Annotated in this window: 17 protein-coding genes; 8 read left to right on the plus strand and 9 right to left on the minus strand. The window is 66.8% G+C overall.

Features of this window, described 5'->3' with window-relative positions; genetic code table 11:
- Positions 1-9: 9 nt before the first annotated feature.
- Together ACFJI2_RS09710 and ACFJI2_RS09715 are read right to left on the minus strand one after the other, a co-directional pair.
- Entirely contained in the window at positions 10-2,820 is a 2,811-nt protein-coding gene (locus tag ACFJI2_RS09710) for a glycosyl hydrolase 115 family protein (protein ID WP_377704808.1), read from the minus strand.
- Between the two features lie 94 nt (positions 2,821-2,914).
- A complete protein-coding gene (locus tag ACFJI2_RS09715) occupies positions 2,915-3,820 on the minus strand; it encodes a polysaccharide deacetylase family protein (protein ID WP_377704809.1) in 906 nt (301 codons plus the stop codon).
- 86 nt (positions 3,821-3,906) lie between these two features.
- On the opposite strand from ACFJI2_RS09715, the gene ACFJI2_RS09720 reads away from it, so the two are divergent.
- The gene (locus tag ACFJI2_RS09720; RefSeq protein WP_377704810.1) at positions 3,907-4,299 is read left to right on the plus strand and encodes a YbaN family protein; all 393 of its coding nucleotides are present in this window, start codon (positions 3,907-3,909) and stop codon (positions 4,297-4,299) included.
- Here ACFJI2_RS09720 and ACFJI2_RS09725 read toward each other — a convergent pair.
- Positions 4,280-4,513, minus strand: a complete 234-nt coding sequence (locus tag ACFJI2_RS09725; protein ID WP_377704811.1) for a hypothetical protein — start codon at positions 4,511-4,513, stop codon at positions 4,280-4,282. The two genes, ACFJI2_RS09720 and ACFJI2_RS09725, sit on opposite strands and share 20 nt — an antisense overlap.
- Before the next feature lie 97 nt (positions 4,514-4,610).
- Entirely contained in the window at positions 4,611-5,105 is a 495-nt protein-coding gene (locus ACFJI2_RS09730; protein ID WP_377704812.1) for a hemerythrin domain-containing protein, read from the minus strand.
- Positions 5,106-5,341: 236 nt separating this feature from the next.
- Here ACFJI2_RS09730 and ACFJI2_RS09735 point away from each other — a divergent pair, with 236 nt between their 5' ends.
- From ACFJI2_RS09735 to ACFJI2_RS09755, 5 genes are all read left to right on the plus strand, one after another.
- Positions 5,342-5,539, plus strand: a complete 198-nt coding sequence (locus ACFJI2_RS09735; RefSeq protein WP_107869157.1) for a hypothetical protein — start codon at positions 5,342-5,344, stop codon at positions 5,537-5,539.
- 112 nt (positions 5,540-5,651) lie between these two features.
- Positions 5,652-6,026 (plus strand): BlaI/MecI/CopY family transcriptional regulator, encoded by a 375-nt coding sequence (locus ACFJI2_RS09740; protein ID WP_377704813.1) that lies wholly within the window; start codon positions 5,652-5,654, stop codon positions 6,024-6,026.
- Between the two features lie 2 nt (positions 6,027-6,028).
- Positions 6,029-7,111, plus strand: a complete 1,083-nt coding sequence (locus ACFJI2_RS09745; RefSeq protein WP_377704814.1) for a M56 family metallopeptidase — start codon at positions 6,029-6,031, stop codon at positions 7,109-7,111.
- Positions 7,074-7,616 carry a M23 family metallopeptidase gene (locus ACFJI2_RS09750; RefSeq protein ID WP_377704815.1) on the plus strand — a complete coding sequence of 181 codons (543 nt, stop codon included), beginning with the start codon at positions 7,074-7,076 and terminating at the stop codon, positions 7,614-7,616. Before ACFJI2_RS09745 ends, ACFJI2_RS09750 begins: the two co-directional genes overlap by 38 nt.
- A 70-nt stretch (positions 7,617-7,686) precedes the next feature.
- Positions 7,687-9,795 (plus strand): TonB-dependent receptor plug domain-containing protein, encoded by a 2,109-nt coding sequence (locus ACFJI2_RS09755; protein ID WP_377704816.1) that lies wholly within the window; start codon positions 7,687-7,689, stop codon positions 9,793-9,795.
- Positions 9,796-9,817: 22 nt separating this feature from the next.
- On the opposite strand, the gene ACFJI2_RS09760 is transcribed toward ACFJI2_RS09755, so the two are convergent.
- The 5 genes from ACFJI2_RS09760 to ACFJI2_RS09780 all read right to left on the minus strand — a co-directional run bounded on the left by ACFJI2_RS09760 (position 9,818) and on the right by ACFJI2_RS09780 (position 14,844).
- Positions 9,818-10,870 carry an alpha/beta fold hydrolase gene (locus ACFJI2_RS09760; RefSeq protein ID WP_377704817.1) on the minus strand — a complete coding sequence of 351 codons (1,053 nt, stop codon included), beginning with the start codon at positions 10,868-10,870 and terminating at the stop codon, positions 9,818-9,820.
- Between the two features lie 76 nt (positions 10,871-10,946).
- Complete coding sequence (locus ACFJI2_RS09765; RefSeq protein WP_377704818.1) at positions 10,947-11,495, minus strand: hypothetical protein; 549 nt, start codon at positions 11,493-11,495, stop codon at positions 10,947-10,949.
- Between the two features lie 140 nt (positions 11,496-11,635).
- Entirely contained in the window at positions 11,636-12,076 is a 441-nt protein-coding gene (locus tag ACFJI2_RS09770) for an NUDIX domain-containing protein (RefSeq protein WP_377704819.1), read from the minus strand.
- A 10-nt stretch (positions 12,077-12,086) separates the two neighbouring features.
- Positions 12,087-12,572, minus strand: coding sequence for a DUF1854 domain-containing protein (locus tag ACFJI2_RS09775; protein ID WP_377704820.1), 486 nt, complete (start codon positions 12,570-12,572; stop codon positions 12,087-12,089).
- Complete coding sequence (locus tag ACFJI2_RS09780; protein WP_377704821.1) at positions 12,562-14,844, minus strand: ABC transporter ATP-binding protein; 2,283 nt, start codon at positions 14,842-14,844, stop codon at positions 12,562-12,564. The genes ACFJI2_RS09775 and ACFJI2_RS09780 overlap by 11 nt, the downstream gene beginning before the upstream one ends.
- A 211-nt stretch (positions 14,845-15,055) precedes the next feature.
- Here ACFJI2_RS09780 and cphA (ACFJI2_RS09785) point away from each other — a divergent pair, with 211 nt between their 5' ends.
- On the plus strand, positions 15,056-17,221 hold the full coding sequence (gene cphA, locus ACFJI2_RS09785; RefSeq protein WP_377704822.1) for a cyanophycin synthetase: 2,166 nt from the start codon (positions 15,056-15,058) through the stop codon (positions 17,219-17,221).
- Between the two features lie 41 nt (positions 17,222-17,262).
- Positions 17,263-19,833: a cyanophycin synthetase gene (gene cphA, locus ACFJI2_RS09790; protein ID WP_377704823.1), complete on the plus strand. Its 2,571-nt coding sequence runs from the start codon at positions 17,263-17,265 to the stop codon at positions 19,831-19,833.
- Positions 19,834-19,839: the final 6 nt, after the last annotated feature.

Here is a 19,839-nt window from a genome sequence, read left to right on the forward strand (position 1 = left end):
GGGTGACGATCAAGGTAAGGTCCGCGCGGCGGCGGTGGCGGGTTTGCCGTAGTACTTGGGCGCGCCGTCGAAGGAGACTTCGATGCGGTCCAGGATGAAGCCGGGGTCCAGTGCGTAGACTTGCAGCGTGTGCGGGCCTGGCGGCAGGTCGGCCAGCGCGATCGTGCGCACGGCGGTATTGGTCAGCACGTTGTTCTTCCATTCGTCGCTGCGGCCGACGGTGGCGTAGTCCAGCGTGGCGGGCGGCTCGCCGTCCAGGCTGACGGCGATGCGCAGCTTGTTGGCCGAGATGAGCGGATGCACCGGCACGGCGACCAGCTTGATCTGCGCTGCGCCTTTGCTGTGGCTGTGGAAGCGGTACAGCAGGGACGGCGCTGCGCCTGGGGCGGCGGCATCGCGCGATGGCAGCGCGAAATCGGAGCGCATGCCGGTGCCGAAGCTGCCAAGGTCGATCGCGGACCAGCCTGCGGTGGCCGTGCCTGTCGCTGCAGGCAGCGTGATGATGCGCTCGTGCTCCGTCGCCACGCCCTCGGCCGCGCCGGGCGTCCACTGGAGCCTGGCCTGGAGCTGGTCGGCGCCGCAGGCGAAGCGCAGCGTGGCGCCGGTGCCTGCGGAGCCGTCGTAGTGCACTTCAATGCGCTGCTCGTAGCCATTCTCTTCGTTGAGCGCGCCCTTGCCGGCGGACAGGCTCATGCCCGCCGGGATAGACGTGGCGGACCAGGCCTGCTGCTGCGCGCCATACTGGATCAGTGTGACCGTCTTGCTCTCCGCACGGCCGCGCGTGAAGGCCAGCGTGCCGCCTTGCGCCGACAGCGGCGTCGGGTAGGCGAGCGCGCAGCCGCTGCGGCCAGCGCTGCCGTAGCTGGGAAACGCCGGCGCGTCAAACACCGGCAGGCGGCGCGGCGCAGCGTCCATCATGCCGCGCCACTTGCCGCCGCCCAGCGCGTTGTAGCGCGCCGTATCGGCGACGATGGCGGCTTGCGCAGCCTGCGCCTGGCGCGCGTACAACTGCGCCGACGGCCGCCCCATGCGTGCATACTGCGCCGCCAGGTCCAGCTTCAGGATGCGCGCATTCAGGTTGGCGCTGGCCCGCACCGGATACAGCACCAGCTGAAAATAGGCATCCTGGCTGGCCGCAGGCAGCGCCGCGCCTATCGCCTGCGCGCGCAGCACCAGCGCCTGGTAGCGCGCCAGCCGCTGCTCGGCCTCGTCGCCGCCCGACCGCAGGTAATCGCTCTGCCGCGTGGGCGTGGTCGGCTCCGTCTGGCTGAAGCCCATGAACTCGGGCCGGCGCTCCCACGCCAGGTTGTAGTACTCCTGCATGATGGCGGCCATGGCCGGCGCCTGCGCAGCGCCGAACTGCGCCGCGAACCATGCCTGCAAATGCGCGTTGGCGCCGCGTTCCAGCAGGCGGTGGTCGAAGGCCAGGTCGAGGAAGTACTGCGTGAGGTATTCACCCGGCTTGATGTCGCCCACGTTCACCACCCACACCTTGCGCGTCCCCGTGGCTGCGGCGCGCTGCAACTGGTCGCGGATCAGGCCAGGATGCGTGGTGCCCAGCCACAGATAGTCATGCGGCCGGCCCCAGTAGGAGATGTGATAGTACAGTCCCGCGCCGCCGCTGCGCGCCGCCTCGCCAGGTGTGCTGAGCTGATGGAGGTAGCCGTAGTTATCGTCCGGCCAGATCAACGTGATGTCGTCCGGCGGTTTCAGGCCGCTGTTGTAGATGTCGAGCACTTCCTTGTACAAGGTCAGCGCCTGCGGCACGGGACCCGGCCGCGCCTTGGCCAGCATGCCGCGCTGGATGTCGATCACCGAGGACACGCCGACCCGCGCCTCATCCAGCGTGGTCGCGCCTTCCATGGCCGAGTCGTGCACGCCGCGGATGCCCATGGAATAGAAGTTCTCGAAGTCCTTCACCTCGTCCACCCGCTGCTGCCAGTAGCGCACCAGCGCGTCCCGGTTGGTGAAGAAATTGAAGGCGCCGTCGCTCTTCTTCCACTCGCGCACGTTGTTGCGCATCATGGGCTCGGCGTGCGACGTGCCGACCACGATGGCATAGTCGCGCGCGGCCTGTGCGTTGCCTGGCATCTGGTAGAAGGGCTTGGTGGAGTCGTGCATGGCCGGCCAGATCAGATTGGCCTTCAGGCGCCACAGCAGCTCGAAGACGCGCGCATAGGTGGCCGGGCCGATGTCGCCGCTGGGATCGAAAGTCTTGGCGGCCCATGGCTGCAGGCCCCAGTCCTCATCGTTCAGGAACACGCCACGGTACTGCACGGACGGGCGCTCGGACACGATGCGATCCGCGCGTACCTCGGCCACACTGCGTGCGGCCGGCCTGACGTCCGCCCACCACTCCCAAGCCGACACGCCCAGTTCACGGCCCAGGTCCACCGCGCCGTATACGGCGCCGCGCGCGTCCGAGCCGGCGATGACCAGCAGCTGCACGCCGGGCTTGCTGCGCGACGGCTGGCTGACGCGGACATAGCGTTCCCATTCGCCCCTGAGGCTGGAAAAGTCCAGATGCTCGCTTTGCGCCAGTTGGCGCAGCAGCGGACTGTCGTGGCGGCCGATCACCACGCAGACGCGCGTGCACTCAGCCAGGTGGTCGGCGGCCAGGGAGCGGGGCGCCTTGCCGCTCACCGCCTCCAGGTCGCGGCGCAGCAGCCCGGCCGCCAGCTTCATGGTGGTGTCGTCGTCCGACACCACGTCGGCCACGCCTTCCGGCCCGGCCAGCCGGATACTGGCGGCATGCGAAAAAGGCGCGCTCAGCAGCATGCTGAACAATAGCGGGACCAGCTTGGGTTTCAATGTCAGCATGGAGAAGCCGGAAAATGGAGGCACTGAAATATTAGCATGGCAGAATAGTCGGCCGATCGCCCCATCCGCTCACGCGGATGAGTATTTCATCTGATTAACGGCAAAGCTTGCCGACATCGAGTTGCGGCGCTGCCGGCTTGCTGTCCTGCAGGCTGATTCCCTTCAGGCCGGCGGTGCGGGTGATGACCGCGCCGCCGCCGGGTACCGTGTAGGCCGGGTCGGACTGCGCTTGCGCCAGCGTCACGTAGCGCGCGCCGGCAGCGTTCAGTTTGGCCATCACCTCCGGCAGCGTGACAGCGCTCCACCCGCCCATGTGCGTCAGCAGCACCTGCGGGATCACGCGCCCATATACCTGCTGCGACTGTGCCTTCATGCTGGCGATAGCGCTATCAACGCCAGCCAGATACGCTGCCTTCATGGCCTGGATGGCCGCTGTGTCGTCCTGCGCTACGCAGCGGGCGTAGGCGTCCGTATAGACCCAGTCGCTGAACGCCACGCTGACGTCGGCGACCTTGTAGCCGTGCGCGTGCAGGTAGTCCAGCGCTTCCTGTTGGCGCTCGCCGCCGGCGTTCAGGAAAGGAAAGCGGAGGTAGCGCCAGTCCGCGCCCGCCATCCGTGCCGCCACGGCTGGCTCGCCCGTCACCACGTCAGCCGTCCAGGCCGCCAGCGAGGGCGCCTTCTCCAGGTTCATGTGGCTATAGGTGTGGTTGCCCAGCGGGTAGCCAGCGGCGCGCCAGGCATCGAGCACCGCGTCGCCGTCCAGCGCGCGGGCGATTTTGCTGGCGTTTACAAAGCCGAACGCTTCCGGCACGCCGTTGGCCTTGAACACCTTCAGATGCGTCTCGGCGATGCCCAGCCAGCTCATCCCGCGCGGCAGCGGGCCATGAACGGGCAGGTCGTCCACGGTGATGGCGATGTCGAAGCTGCCGGCCGCAGCGGCTGCGGGCGACAGCAGAAAAAGGGACAGGACGCATGGCGCCCACTTGCGGAGGTGTTGCATTGTGCTCCCGGAAGAATTGGCCTGGCGCCAGAATATCCGGGTTCCGCAACGAATGAAAGCAGGCGGCGGGTTATACTGCACTTTCCATGAAACTCATCCTCATCGCCCTCGGCTGCCTCTTTCTCGCGCTCGCGGTGCTGGGGGTGTTTTTGCCCTTGCTGCCGACCACGCCTTTCCTGCTGCTGGCGTCGGCCTGTTTCGCGCGCAGCTCGGAGCGGCTGCACCGGTGGCTGCGCAATCATGGCGCGCTGGGACGTTATTTGTCGGACTTTGAGGATGGGCGCGGCATTCCCTTGCGCGGCAAAGTGCTGGCGCTGGGGCTGATGTGGCCGTCGATGGTGTATTCGATGTACCGCGTGCCCTTCATCGGGCTGAAGGTGCTGCTGTTCCTGATCGCCTGCGGTGTGTCGGTATATCTGCTCAGGCTGCCGACTGCGCGGCCGGCGGGCGCGGTGCCCGTCAGTTCTCCGGAATCTTGAGCGGGCCGGGCCGCGCGTGGCGCTCGTAGCGCACGATGTCCAGTTCGTCCTGGGCAAACACGCGCGCGTGCAACTCGTGGTCGCAATCCCAGACGCAGAAGATGCCCATGATGGCTTCATCGCCGCATTGCATGTCGGGGTAGGCGCCGACGACCAGCATATCGGGGCCTCCGCCGCGCACCTGCACCAGGTCGCCTTCCTTGAAACGTTCCATGTGACGCACCACCAAGACCAGGCTAAAGGAATGCTAGTCTATTCCTTCCAAACTGGAGCTTGGTGGCGTCAAAGCCACGTTTGGACCCGGGCAATGATTAAATTTCTTCCTTGCGCTCAGCCATTTGTTCGCCCAGCGCCGCCAGGTCCAGCTTGGACTTGCGCACTTTGGGGAACAGCTCGCCTTCTTCTTCCTGCACGTGGTGTTCGATCATCTCGGACAGCACTTTCACTTTCGCGTCGTACAAGTCGTCGCCCGGGTCCATAGCCTCGATCTCGGCGATCAGCTGCTTGGCAGAACCGTGCTCGACCACGGCTTCGTCGATCATGTCCTCGAATTCCTTGCCAGCGCCGCGCACGGCCGGGTAGAAGATCTCTTCCTCCACGATGGTGTGCTTGGTCAGCTCATTGCAGATCTCGTCGGCCAGCTTCTTCTTGCTGACCACGGCGCGGTCGGTCATGGTGTCGAACTGCTCGAACAGGTCCTTCACGTGCTCGTGGTCTTCGATCAGCAGGCTGATGGCGTCGGTGTCGCCGGGCTGGGCCGGGACGCGCTTGGACGCGGCTTTCGATGGGTTTTTCTCGGTACGCATATTTGCCTCCTCAGGCTGTAGGTTGAACTAGGCAGCGCCAGTTTGGCCCGCAGCGGCTGTTGCTTCGGTGCGCCAGTTCACCTAAAGACGGCTTCTCCCTTTATGTTCCTGGAGAACTCAGTGCAGTCCTACGCGCTTGTTGCTTGCGCTCCGATTTTTCACTGTAAACACGCCGTGCATTATGCGTCCATGCCGGCGTGGTGCCGGTATTTCTAAACTTGACAGGAGAAAGCATCATGCCGAACCAATCCACCAAGGACGATAAGAAGTCCGGCGGTAAATCGGGCTCGCGCTCGGGCACGCAAGGCGGTACGCACGAGCAGCACGTCGAGGCCGGCCGTCAAAGCCACAAGAACGACAACGCCAGCTCGTCTGGCAACAAGCAGTCGGGCAGCTCCGGCAGCTCGTCGGGCGGCAGTAAGCAGAACCGCTAAGGCGGGCTCCGTGCAGTCACTGTAAATGGGGCTGCGACAGTTGTCGCATAAAGCGATTCGACTGTGCGACAACTGTCGTATGATGGCGTCTCTAGTCACAGAGGGGCCATTCATGTCTACGCCGTCGGTAACGGAACTGAGTTTGTTGAAGTGTTTGTGGAAGGAGCAGCCGCTGAGTGCGCGCGAGATCCACGAGCGGGTCGTTGATGAGCTGGGGTGGTCGTATTCTTCCACCCGCAAGACGCTGGACCGGATGCTGGAAAAGCAGATGGTGGCGCAGCAGTCGGTGCACGGCGTGAACGTGTACACGGCGGCGCTGGAGAAGGTGGCCACGCTGGCCGCTTTCGCACACGATTTCGGCAAGCGCGTGATGGAAATGGACGCGCCGCTGCCGGTCAATATGTTCACGGGCAGCAAACTGGTGGACCAGCAGGAGCTGGCCGCGCTGGACCAACTGCTGCAGGACTGGCCTGCCGGGAAGGATTGAGCATGCCGGTGTTTTCCCCTTTCCTGTTTTTGCTGGCCAGCGCCACTTGCGTGCTGGCGGGCGCGGTGGCGTGGCTGCTGCTGAAGCTCGCGGTGCGCGTGTGCCCGGGTATCGCGGCGCAGCGTGCCGTGTGGCTGCTGGCGCAACTGGCGGTCGCGGTGACGTTTGCGCTGGCACTGTTGCCCCGCAGCGCGCAGATGAGCGTCGTGCCTGCGATTGAGATTGCGTCGCCCGTGCGGAGCGGGCTGGCGCAGGTGTCGCCGGCTAGTAGCTCCCTGGCGGCGCTGGATGCGCTGGAGGGCGCCGCAGGCGATGCGGAACTGGATGGCATGCCCGCTGCGGCCATGCCGCGCTGGCTGTCGCTGTTGTCGCTGGCCTGGATGGCTTGTTATGGCGCGGGCTTGCTGCATGCGGCGGCGCGCTGGGTGCGGGCGCAACGCGCGCTGCGGGCCTTGTTGCGCACTGCGGATCGGGTGAGCGGGGCCGCGCTGAAGGCGCACCAGGGATTTGCCGAGGTGTCGCCTTATCGCGGACCGCCGGTGCTGGAGACGCCTGTGCCGGTATCGCCGATGCTGGTGGGGTTGCTGGAGCCGCGTTTGCTGCTGCCCAGCCACCTGGCGCAGTTCGACGCGCAGCAACAGCAGCTGATCGTGGCGCACGAACTGACGCATTGGCGCCGCCGCGATCATGTGTGGCTGCACGCAAGCCTGCTGCTGCAGACGCTGTTCTGGTTTAATCCAGCGGTGCGCCAGATGCGCGTGAAACTGAACTGGGCGCAGGAACTGGCATGCGACCAGCATGTGCTGGCGGGGCGTCCCGCGCAGCAGCGCCAGAGTTACGCGGCGGCGCTGGTGGCGCAGCTGAAGCTGCAGCAGGCCATGGCGTCGGGCGGCGGCTATGCCGGGGCGGCGTCCGCGTTCGGCGGCGCCGGGATGGCGGCGGTGAGCGACCGGATCAGGCTGATACGCGACGGCGGCGCCGGCGCACTGGGGGGTGGTGGGCAAGGCTTTGCTGGGTGGCGCCACGCTGGCCCTGCTGGCCGGCAGTGTGCTGTTGCAGCCGGCGTTTGCCTGGCGCGCCGTTGATGTGGCGCCGCGCGCGCAGAGCTCGGCAGCTGTGCCGGCCGAACTGCCGTCCTGGCGAGCACCGCTGGAGCTTGCGCGGGTGAGCAGCTTCTACGGTGCGCGCAGCAAGCCGCTGCCTTCGGCCAATGCGTTCCACCATGGGATCGACTTTGCGGCGAAGCGCGGCACGCCTGTGCTGGCGCCCGCGGCCGGCAGGGTGGTGGAGTCTACCGCGCTGCACGACGGACAGGCGAAGTACGGACAGGTGATCGTTATCGATCATGGCGAGGGCCTGCGCTCGATGTACGCCCACCTGGACCGGCGCTCGGTGCGCGTGGGCGATGCGGTCGCGGCGGGCGAGGCGATCGGGCTGTCCGGCGCCACAGGGCGCGTAACGGGGCCGCATCTGCACCTTGAGGTGCAGCGGCACGGCGAGCACGTCGACCCGGCGCTGCTGATCGCCAACCTGGACGCGAACGCTTTCCCATCCGCGCTGCGCGCGCGCTCGGCCGCACTGGCCAACTAAACCCCTTTCATTCAACGAAGTCCATGCCTGCGCGGCAGGGCTTCGCACGTCCGTACGTTTAAGGAGAACCATGAAATTACGCATTGGTGCACTGGCAGTCCTGATTGCTTTCCCTGCCGCCGTCGCGGCGCAGGCCATGCAGAAGGTGGAAGTGACGGGCGCGAAGCCGGACCAGCGGCGCGAGGAGACCGCTGCGGCCATCATCATCGGGCCGCAGGAGCTGCAGCGCCAGGGCGACCGCACGCTGGCCGATGCGCTGAAGCGCGTGCCGGGCATCACCGTCGTGGATGGCGGCGGCAAGGGCAGCGAGATCCGCATGCGGGGACTGGGCAGCGGCTACACGCAGATCCTGCTGAACGGGGTGGCCGTGCCGCCGGGATTCAACGTGGAGAGCCTGGCGCCGGAGCTGATCGAGAAGGTGGAGATACTGCGCAGCGCGTCGGTGGAGCTGGGGACGCAGTCCATTGCGGGCACCGTCAACATCATCCTGCGCAAGAGCGCGCCGCGTGCGCGGCAGGAGGGCAAGCTGGGAGTGGATGTGCTGGCGGGGACGCGTTCGCCGAGCATGGGGTGGCAGGCGTCCGACAAGGGCGATGGCTATAGCTACACGGTGGCGGCGACGGCGAGCAGCGTCACGCAGCCGGAATGGCGGGTGGACTATGAAACGGTGGAAGCGGCTGGAGGGCAGGCGGCTGGGCCGGTGGTGTCGCGTATCAGCCCGCAGCGCAATGTCAATGTGGCGCGCGCGGCCAGCCTGGCGCCGCGCTTCACCTGGAACCGTGGTGCGGATGCGCTGGCGTCGCAGACTTTTGTGAATGCCTACGAGCGCAGCATGGACGCGGAAGCGCACGAAACGGTGCTGGCTGGCGCGCCGACGGAGTTTCCGGACAACGGCCGCCGGATGGTGCTGCGCGGCGTGCTGTTGCGCAGTGACTTGACCTGGCAGCGGGCGATGGAGCAGGGCGGACGGCTGGAGGTCAAGCTGGGCGTGCTGGCGAATCCGCGCAGTTCCGATTTCGAGTTTCACTCCCTGGCAGGCGGCGCGCGTTCGGCGGACCTGAAAGTTGTACATGCGGATATCGGCGAGGCGGGCCTGACCTTCAGCGGCAAGTACCAGTTGCCGCTGGGCGGAGGGCACGCGCTGGCGGTCGGCTGGGACGGGGGACGTTCGCGGCGCACGCAAAGCCGCGAGGAGCAGGATCGCATCGCCGGCGTGGCGTACGATGATCGCTATCGTGGCGTGATATCGCGGCTGGCGCTCTTTGCGCAGGACGAGTGGGAGTTGGCGCGCGGCTGGTCTCTGTCGGCGGGCCTGCGCTGGGAGGAGCTGGAGACGTCGGTGGCGCAGCGGGGCGCGGGCGCGGTGGTGCAGCGCGCGCCGGTGCTGAGCCCCGTGCTGCAGGGGATGGTGAATCTGTCGCCGCAGGGCCAGGCGCGTCTGGGGCTGGCGCGCACTTACAAGGCCCCGGCCATGGCGGACCTGATTCCGCGCCGCTATACGACGGACAATAACAACAGTGCCACCAATCCGGACACGCAGGGCAATCCGGCGCTGAAGCCGGAGCTGGCCTGGGGGCTCGATGCGGGCTATGACCACTACTTTGGCAAGGACGGCTTGTTCAGCGCGAGCGCCTATGTGCGCCGTATCGATGATGTGACGTTGCCGCTGCTGTTCAGGGACGGGGCGCGCTGGGTGCGTACGCCGTCCAACCAGGGGCGGGCGGATGCGCGCGGCGTGGCGCTGGAGGGCAAGGCCAGCCTGTCGGCGGCGTGGTCGGTGCGGGGCAATGTGGCCCGCAACTGGTCACGTGTGGCGGGCGTGCCTGGGCCGGACAATCGCCTGGACCGGCAGGCGCCGCTCAGCGCCAACGCAGGCGTGGACTGGCAGGTGGCGCCGGCGCTCAAGGCAGGCGCGGACCTGAACTACCAGCGCGGGGCGCGCACGCAGATATCGGCGGTGGAAGCGTCGGCGGCGGGCAGCGTGCGCAAGCTGGACCTGTATGCTGTCTGGCAGCTGGACGCGGCCACGCGACTGCGGCTGGGCGCGGCGAACCTGCTGCGGCGGGACACGCAAGAGTGGAGCAGCGCGGCCTTGGACGGGGCGGGCGGCACGCAGCACCTGTTCACCCGCACCGATGTGTCGCCGACGCTGCGGGCGAGCCTGGAGCGCAGCTGGTAGCGCGGCCGCACGGCGGCCAGCCTTACTGCGCCAGCTTGCGCACGCGTTCCTGGAGCAGCTTGAACTGCGTGTCCACCATGGGCTGGTTGGGATCGTGGCCGGCGCGCGGGATGGTGACGTAGTCCTTCTGCGGGGCGGTGATGCTGTCGTAGTAGCGGCGCGTGCGGGCCGGGAGCGTCAGCAGGTCTTCTTCGCCTTGCACCAGGAAGACCGGCACGCTGAACGCGGCGCCCAGCGCGGGCAGATCCACCCTGGAGGCCATGCCGTCGCCCTTCATGCCGACGAACTGCAGGAAGGAGTAGTCCTCGCCCGCCTCATAGTCCGCCAGCGCCTGCGGCGTGGCGTATTGCGCCTCCGCTTGCCACCACGTTTTGGGCGCCGGCTCGGTGCGCTGGCCTTCGTATTTGCGGATGGCGCGGCGCAGGATGCCGAAGTTGCGCGGGTTGGTCCACGGCGGCGTGCCGAGCGGGGCCAGCTTGCCGATCACGTCCTGGTCGTTCAGCGAGCGCGCCCGCGCCATCACGGCGGCATAGCTGCCCGCCTGGTCGGCGGTCCCGTTCACTACCTGCGCGGTCCCTACGTAGGCCGCATAGAGTTCCGGCCGCGCCTTTACCATGTGCACGCCGAGGATGGAGCCCCAGGAGCTGCCCATCAGGATCAGCTTGCGCTTGCCCAGGTGGCCTGCGATGTAGGCCGCGACTTCATTGCCGTCGCCGGCCAGGCGTTCGACTGTCAGCGTTTCGCCTTCGGCGGGCGGGTTCCTGGCGTAGGTGCGGCCCGCACCGCGCTGGTCCCATTGCACCAGCGTGTAGTCCTGCTCCCAGGCGCCGTACAGCTTGGCGGAATACGGACTCATCGGGTTGCCGGGGCCGCCGTGCACCATCAGCACCACGGGGTTGGCGCAGCTGCGGCCCTTCACCGTCACCCACTGCTCGATGCCGCCTATCCTGACGTAGCCTTCCTCGTTCAGCGCCTGCGTGGCCGTGGCGCAGGCGGCGTGTGCACAGGATGGGAGCAGGAACAGGCCGATGAGCAGGCCGACGAGCAGGCCGGCGGGCAGGGACGTGAGTTTCATGTTCATTCCGTCAATTGATGAAACGTTAATGTAACGCATGCACCAAGGCGGCGGGAAACTCTGCAGCGTTTTTCGCTCAGGACGGGGCGCGGTCGTAGTTGCGGTATTTGCGCTTGCGCGTGATGGGGTTGCGCGCGTATTGCAGGATGCCGGAGATGGCCGCCGTCACCAGGCCCAAGCCGGACAGCCACAGCCAGGCAGGATTGATGCCGTCGTCGGCACCGGACGGATAGCGGCTGGAGGCATAGGGATCGATGGCTTCCAGGTCGGGGTCGTGGCGCGGCAGGTGCAAGCGGATGGCGTTGGTGTCGTTGGACTGCGCGCGGGAGAAGGCGACCGGCGTCAGGTAGGCCTGGGACATACTACCGGCGGTAGACACGGTAGAGAGCAACTGCGGGTCCGGCTGGTCCTGCTCGTCCAGTACTAGATGCGCCGCGTCGCCAAAGCCGAGCGGCGCAGACGCGTTGCGGGCGCTGGCCGAGGCGGAAACGCCGGGCTGTACGGCTGCGGCGCCGGCAGTCCCGACCTGTGCAATGGCTGCGGCGGACGCCTGCGGCGCGCCCGCAGCCAGCCAGCCCGCTGCAAGCAGCAGGCATAGTTGGCGTACGGTTGGGCTGCGGCGCATGGCGGTCTCCGGCTTGAAATTCGCATCAGGCAATTAAAGTTGCCTGTACTTATCATGCTAGACGCTGGCGCCCTTGATGTAAACAAAAAGCCGCGACCGGCGCGCCTCCTTGGGGAAAAAGATGTTGCTTTTCAGCTACGTCAAGCGCCGGTGCCGCTGGCGGGCGGCGTGGCGCTGAGCTGGTGCGCCCATTCGAGCACTGCCCGCACCCGGGCGCCCAGCAGCGAGCGCGCTTCGTCCACGTCCACCCAGCGGAATTCGTCGTGCTCGGGAAATCCCAACTCTTCGCTCACGCCCAGCACCACGTCGCGCGTGGCGCTCACGGCCAGGTAGTAGCGCGCCACCTTGCCGTCGCCGTAGGGCGCGGTTTCGGTGAACTGCTCGCCCCAGGGGAAGGACAGGTCCTTCAGCGTGGCTTCCTCGTAGATTTCGCGCTGCGCCGCCAGGAAAGGCGACTCGCCCGGCTCCACCATGCCTTTCGGGAAGTCCCAGTACTGGAAACAGCGCATCAGCAGGTAGCGGCGGGCGTCGCCGCTGCCATGCAGCACCACCGCGCCGGCCGAGAGCGATTTCTGTTTCATGGGCGTCGGGTCACAGGAAGCGGTCCAGGATTTTCTTGCTGTGCTTGTCCAGCTCGTACTGGTTGCGGATCAGGAAGTGGATGCCGTGGTTGTCCGACACCAGCAGCGTGTCGCTGCCGATGCGGCGGATGTCTTCCTCGCCGCGCAGCACGAACTCGGTGTCGCCGCGGTTGGTGTCCACGGTCCAGGTGCAGGGCGTGGCATAGCTGGTCACGGCCAGGATGCGGGCGATCTCGGGCATGAATTCGCGGCTTTGCAGCTCTTCGCGCACCAGCGCCGCGTTGGCCGGGTTCAGCTCGTCCAGGCTGTCGATCCACGCGATTTCCTTGCCGTCCGTGGTCACCAGGGAGATGCCCTGCTCGGGCGCCTGGATGGGGAAGGCGCGTACCGGCGCCACGTTCTCGTGCAGCGCGCCGGCGGCGTCGGTCAGGTTCAGGCGGCCGAAGGCGTCGCGCGCCAGGGTGAAGTTGTGGATGCTCAAGATATTAGTCGTCATGTCGTTTTCCCGGTGCGTCGTCGAGGTCGGTGTCGACGTTGCGTGCCTGTGCCATGTACAGGCGGTAGTAGGCGCCCTCGGCGGCCATCAGCTCGTCGTGGCCGCCTTCCTCGACCACGCGGCCGCGGTCCAGCACCACCAGGCGGTCGGCCTTCTGCAGGGTGGACAGGCGGTGCGCAATGGCAATGGTGGTGCGGCCGGTGACCAGATTGTCCAGCGCTTTCTGGATTTCCTTCTCGGTCTCCGAATCCACCGAGGCGGTCGCTTCGTCCAGGATCAGGATAGGCGGATCGATCAGCAGGGCGCGCGCGATCGAAATGCGCTGGCGCTCGCCGCCGGACAAGCCCTGGCCGCGTTCGCCCACCATGGAGTCGTAGCCCTGCGCCAGGCGCAGGATGAATTCATGGGCGTGCGCGGCGCGCGCGGCAGCGATGATCTGCTCGCGCGTGGCGTCCGGCTTGCCGTAGGCGATGTTCTCGGCAATGGTGCCGAAGAACAGGAAGGGTTCCTGCAGCACCAGGCCGATGTTGCGCCGGTAGTCCGACACGCCCAGCGCGCGGATGTCCACGCCGTCCAGCAGGATGGCGCCTTCGGTCACGTCGTAGAAGCGGCAGATCAGGTTGACCAGCGTGCTCTTGCCGGAGCCGGAGTGGCCCACCAGGCCCACCATTTCGCCGGCCTTGATGTTGATGTTGATGTTGCGGTTGACGGCGCGGTTGCCGTAGCGGAAGCCCACTTCGCGCAGCGCGATATTGCCCTGCACCTTGCCCAGCTTGACCGGGTTGGCCGGTTCCGGCACCGAGGATACGTGGTCCAGGATGTCGAAGATGCGCTTGGCGGCCGAGGCCGATTTCTGCGTCACCGAGACGATGCGGCTCATCGAATCCAGGCGGCCGTAGAAGCGGCTGGAATAGGCCACGAAGGCGCTCAGCACGCCGACCGTGATGTGGGACTGCGACACCTGGTAGATGCCGAACACCCAGATCACGAGCAGGCCCAGTTCCGTCAGGAAGGACACGGTGGGCGAGAACAGCGACCACACCTTGTTCAGCTTGTCGTTCACGGCCAGGTTGTGCTTGTTGGCCACGCGGAAGCGGCCCGCCTCGCGCGATTCCTGGGCGAAGGCTTTCACCACGCGGATGCCGGGGATGGTGTCGGCCAGCACGTTGGTCACTTCGCCCCACACGCGGTCGATCTTTTCGAAGCCGGTGCGCAGGCGGTCGCGCACCAGGTGGATCAGCCAGGCGATGAAGGGCAGCGGCAGCAGCGTGATGGCGGCCAGCCACGGGTCGATGGAGACCAGGATCACGCCGGTCATGATGATCATCAGTACGTCGGAGGCGAAGTCCAGCAGGTGCAGCGACAGGAACACGCAGATGCGGTCCGATTCGCTGCCGATGCGCGACATCAGGTCGCCGGTGCGCTTGCCGCCGAAGTATTCCAGCGACAGGCGCAGCAGGTGTTCATAGGTGGTGGTGCGCAAGTCGGCGCCGATGCGCTCGGACACCAGGGCCAGCACATAGGTCTTGCCCCAGCCCAGTATCCAGGCCAGCACGGCCGAGCCCAGCAGGCCGCTCATGTACATGGTGACCAGCATCTTGTCGACCGGCTTGCCGTTCTGGTATGGAATCAGCACATTGTCCATCAGCGGCATGGTCAGGTAAGGCGGGATCATGTGCGCGGCCGTGCTCAGCAGCATCAGCAGGAAGCCGGCCAGCAGCGGCCACTGGTAAGGCTTGGCGAAGCGCCACAGGCGGAACAGGGTCCAGGTGGACGGCGGCGTGTACACCACCTTGGTGCAGATCGGGCATTCGTCCTGGTCCGGCTCCAGCGGCGCCTTGCAGGAAGGGCAGATATGCTCCTCGTCCTGCACCATGGGCTGGCCCGTCACGGCGCTGTCGCGCAGCGCGGCGAACTTCTCGGACAGGCGGATGGCCAGCAGGTTCTGGCCCAGCGTAAAGCGCCAGTTGGCCAGACGGCCTTGTGTATTGAATAACTCCAGGTGGCCGACGCCCGCATGGTCGTGCAGTTTCAGCGTTAAATCCTGCGTGTAAGGCCAAGATTGCCATACCGTTTCCCCCGGCGCGCGTGCCATAATGCGGCGCTCGGTAACGAGGATGAGGCCCTTGGCGAAATGAAGGCGCGCATCGAGGTCAACCTCGAGCGCACTTGAAACGTTTTCCCCGGAGGAAAGTTGTGCAGGCACCTCCGATCGCCATACTTCCGGTAATTCGGTATGGCTGATTTCCGGGGAAAGCTGTTTTGTTATCATTGTGCAACATACTCCAGTGCGGGCTTTGCCAAGTGGCAAGGAAAGTGAAACAGTGGGAAAATAGCGAACCAGGATACTCGTAGCGCGCCGTAGCTAGGCAGTGATTTACGGTATTCTGTCAGTTATTCATCATTTGACGAAATAAAGAGGGGGACCGCCAAGTGCGGCCTGCTTTTGCGGAGTATACCGCAAGAGGTACAAGAGCAAAAACATGACAAAGAAGAAAGACATTGAATTTCTCCGTGTAACACACTTGCGCGGACCAAATATCTGGACCTACCGCCCGGTAATCGAGGCCTGGCTGGATATTGGCGAGCTCGAAAATTTCCCCTCTGACAAAATCCCCGGCCTGTACGAACGCCTGACGGCATTGCTGCCGCACCTGGTCGAACACCGCTGCGGCGTGGGCGAGCGCGGCGGCTTCAACGAGCGCCTGCGCGACGGCACCTATGCCGGCCACATTCTCGAGCACGTGGTACTGGAATTGCAGAACCTGGCCGGCATGCGTACCGGCTTCGGCAAGACGCGCCAGACCTCGGACCACGGCGTGACCTACAAGATGGCCTTCCGCACGCGCCAGGAGCAGGTCGGCCGCGCCGCGCTGGCCGCCGGCCGCGAACTGCTGATGGCGGCCATCGAAGACCGTCCGTACGACCTGGCCGCCACCGTGGCCGAGCTGACCGACATGGTCGAGTCGCTGTGCCTGGGGCCGAGCACGGCCAACATCGTGGACGCCGCCACCGACCGCAAGATTCCATCGATCCGCCTGACCGACGGCAACCTGGTGCAGCTGGGCCACGGTTCGCGCCAGCGCCGCATCTGGACCGCTGAAACCGACGCCACCAGCGCGATTGCCGAAGGCATCGCCAGCGACAAGGACCTGACCAAGAGCCTGCTGGCCTCGGCCGGCGTGCCGGTGCCGGAAGGCGAACTGGTGCGCAGCGCCGACGAGGCGTGGGACGCGGCCGAGGACATCGGCCTGCCGGTGGTGATCAAGCCCTACGACGGCAACCACGGCCGCGGCGTGACCCTGAACCTGACCACCAAGGCGGACGTGACGGCCGCCTATGAGCTGGCCGCGCGCAAGGGCGGCAGCAAGAGCGTCATCGTGGAGCGCTTCATTGCCGGCGACGAGCACCGCCTGCTGGTGGTGGGCAAGAAGCTGATCGCGGCCGCCAAGGGCGAGTCGCTGTGGGTGACCGGCGACGGCCAGCACACCGTCAAGGAACTGTGCGACCTGCACATCAATATCGATCCGCGCCGCGGCGAGACCGAAGGCTCGCCGCTGGGCCTGATCAAGCCGCACGAGGCGGCCGAAATCATCCTCGAGCTCAAGCGCCAGAACATGACGCACGAATCCGTGCCGGCCGCCGGCCACAAGGTGCTGATCCAGCCGAACGGCAACGTGGCGGTGGACGTGACCGACCTGGTGCACCCGGACATCGCCGACATGGCCACGCTGGCCGCGCGCGTGATCGGCCTGGACATCGCCGGCATCGACCTGGTGGCGCAGGACATTTCGCGCCCGCTGGAAGAGCAGGGCGGCGCCATTATCGAGGTGAACGCCAGCCCGGGCCTGCTGGCGCACCTGAAGCCGGCCGAAGGCGGCCAGCCGCGTCCCGTGGGCGCCGCCATCGTCGACCAGTTGTTCGCGCCGGAAGACACCGGCCGCATTCCCGTGGTGGGCGTGGCCGGAGAGCGGCACAGCGTGCTGATCGCCAACCTGACCGCGTGGCTGCTGGAAGTGAGCGGCAAGTCGGTGGGCCTGAGCTGCGAAGAAGGCATTTACCTGAACGGCCGCAAGGTGCCGCGCGGCCCGCTGTCGGCATGGGAATCGGGCCAGCGCCTGCTGCTCAACCGTAACGTGGAAGCGGCCGTGTTCCACAACGGCAGCCGCATGATCCTGACCGAAGGCTTGGCCTACGACAAGTGCGCGGTCGGCATCGTCACCGACACCGCCGGCCATGGCGAGCTGTCCGAGTTCTACATCGCCGACGAAGACGATATGTACGGCGTGCTGCGCACCCAGGTGGACGTGGTGCTGCCGGAAGGCGCCGCCGTGCTGAACGCTGCCGAGCCGCAAGTGGTGGAGATGGCCGAGCTGTGCGACGGCGCCGTGATCTTCTACGGCCTGGACGAGCAGCTGCCCGCCATCGTCGAGCACCGCCAGGACGGCGAGCGCGCCGTGTTCCTGCGCCCGTCCGGCTTCGTGCTGGCGGCCGGCGCCAATGAAGTGGCCATGCTGCCGCTGTCCTGCATGCCCGCCAGCCAGAAGGGCAACGAGGAAGCCGTGCTGGCAGCGATCGCCGCCGGCTGGGCGCTGGGCCTGGAACCGGGCCTGATCGCCGCCGCGCTGCGCACTTTCAAGGCCAACTAAAACATTACGCATCACGCAGACCACCAAACAGGACACAGGTAATGGAAGTTATTCGCATCCGCGCGCTGCGCGGTCCCAATCTTTGGAGTCACCACACGGCCATCGAAGCCATCGTCTCCTGCACGGCGGACGAAGAGAACATCGATAAGCTGCCCGGCTTCGAAGTGCGCCTGCGTGCGCGTTTCCCCGGCATCGCCGCGCTGCAGCCGATCGGCCACAACGACGCCATTCCGATGGCGCACGTGCTGGAGATGGCGGCGCTGGCCCTGCAGGCCGAAGCGGGCTGCCCGGTCACGTTCAGCCGCACCACGGCCACGCTGGAAACCGGCATCTACCAGATGGTGGTGGAATACACCGAAGAAGAAGTGGGCCGCCTGGCGGTGGAACTGGCCGAGCAGCTGCTGAAGGCCGCGCTGGACGACCAGCCGTTCGACCTGCAAGGCGCGCTGGCGCAGCTGCACGACCTGGACGAGGACGTGCGCCTGGGTCCGAGCACCGGCGCCATCGTGCATGCCGCCGTGGTGCGCAACATTCCGTTCAAGCGCATGACCAAGGGCTCCATGGTGATGTTCGGCTGGGGCTCGCGCCAGCGCCGCATCCAGGCCGCCGAGATGGACTCCACCGGCGCCATCGCCGAAACCATCGCGCAGGACAAGGAACTGACCAAGAAGCTGCTGGACGCGGCCGGCGTGCCGGTGCCGCACGGCCGCTCGGCGGTGGACGAGGAAGACGCATGGAAGGCCGCCAATGAAGTCGGCCTGCCGGTGGTGATCAAGCCGAAGGACGGCAACCAGGGCAAGGGCGTGACGGTGAACATCACCACCCGCGACCAGGTCTACAAGGCCTTCACGGCCGCGCGCGAATTCCGCGATGACATCCTGGTCGAGCGCTTCCTGCCCGGCCACGACTTCCGCCTGCTGGTGATCGGCAACAAGCTGGTTGCCGCCGCGCGCCGCGACCCGCCGCACGTGGTGGGCGACGGCGTGCACTCGGTGCGTGAACTGGTGGACCTGGTGAACGCCGACCCGCGCCGCGGCTCCGGCCACGCCACCTCGCTGACCAAGATCCGCTTCGACGACATCGCGCTGGCGCGCCTGGCGCTGCAAGGCTACGAGGCCGACTCGGTGCCGCCGAAAGGCCAGCGCGTCACGCTGCGCAACAATGCCAACCTGTCCACCGGCGGCAGCGCCACCGACGTCACCGACGATGTGCACCCGGAAGTGGCGGCGCGCGCGGTCGAAGCGGCGCAGATGATCGGCCTCGACATCTGCGGGGTGGACGTGGTGTGCGACAGCGTGCTGCAGCCGATTGAAGCGCAAGGCGGCGGCGTGGTGGAAGTGAACGCCGCGCCCGGCCTGCGCATGCACCTGACGCCATCGTACGGCAAGGGCCGTCCGGTGGGCGAAGCCATCATTTCGGCCATGTTCCCCGAAGGCGACGACGGCCGCATTCCCGTGGTGGCGGTCACCGGCACCAACGGCAAGACCACCACCGTGCGCCTGATCGCGCACCTGATGGCTTCCAGCGGCCTGCGCGTGGGCATGACCAATACCGACGGCGTGTACATCAATGGCCGCCGCACCGACAGCGGCGACTGCTCCGGCCCGCGCAGCGCGCGCAACGTGCTGCAGCACCCGGACGTGGACGCGGCGGTGTTCGAAACCGCGCGCGGCGGCGTGCTGCGCGAAGGCCTGGCCTTCGACCGCTGCAAAGTGGCCGTGGTGACCAATATCGGCGCGGGCGACCACCTGGGCCTGAACTACATCACCACCGTGGAAGACCTGGCGGTGCTGAAGCGCGTCATCGTGCAGAACGTGGACAAGAACGGCGTGGCCGTGCTGAACGCCATGGACCCCATCGTGGCGGGCATGGCGGCATCGTGCAAAGGCAAGGTGACCTTCTTCGGCGCCGACCGCGAGCATCCGGTCATCGCCACCCACCTGGCGCAGGGCCGCCGCACCGTCTACATCGAGGACGGCCAGCTGATCGCGGCGGAAGGCAAGCACGCCGAAGCGGTGCCGCTGTCCGAAGTGCCGATCACGCGCAACGGCGCCATCGGCTTCCAGGTGGAGAACGTGATGGCCGCCGTGGCGGCGGCGTGGGGCGCGGGCATCGACTGGGAGTCGATCCGCAAAGGCCTGGCCACCTTCGCCAACGACAGCGACAACGCGCCCGGCCGCTTCAATATGTTCAATTACAAAGGCGCGACCGTGATCGCCGACTACGGCCACAATCCGGACGCCATGCTGGCGCTGGTGCAGGCGGTGGACGCGCTGCCGGGCAAGCGCCGCTCGGTGGTGATCTCCGGCGCCGGCGACCGCCGCGACGAAGACATCCGCCAGCAGACCGAGATCCTCGGCAAGGCCTTCGACGACGTGCTGCTGTACCAGGACCAGTGCCAGCGCGGCCGCGCCGACGGCGAAGTGGTGGCGCTGCTGCGCGAGGGCCTGAGCGGCGCGCCGCGCACCAGCTACATCGACGAGATCAACGGCGAGTTCATCGCCATCGACACCGCACTGGCCCGCCTGCAGCCCGGCGACCTGTGCCTGGTGCTGGTGGACCAGGTGGAAGAATCGCTGGCGCACATCGCCAAGCGCGTCGCCGAAGCCTAAGCCTTA

This window comes from Pseudoduganella sp. UC29_71 (genome assembly GCF_042693265.1).
Classification (GTDB): domain Bacteria; phylum Pseudomonadota; class Gammaproteobacteria; order Burkholderiales; family Burkholderiaceae_D; genus Rugamonas.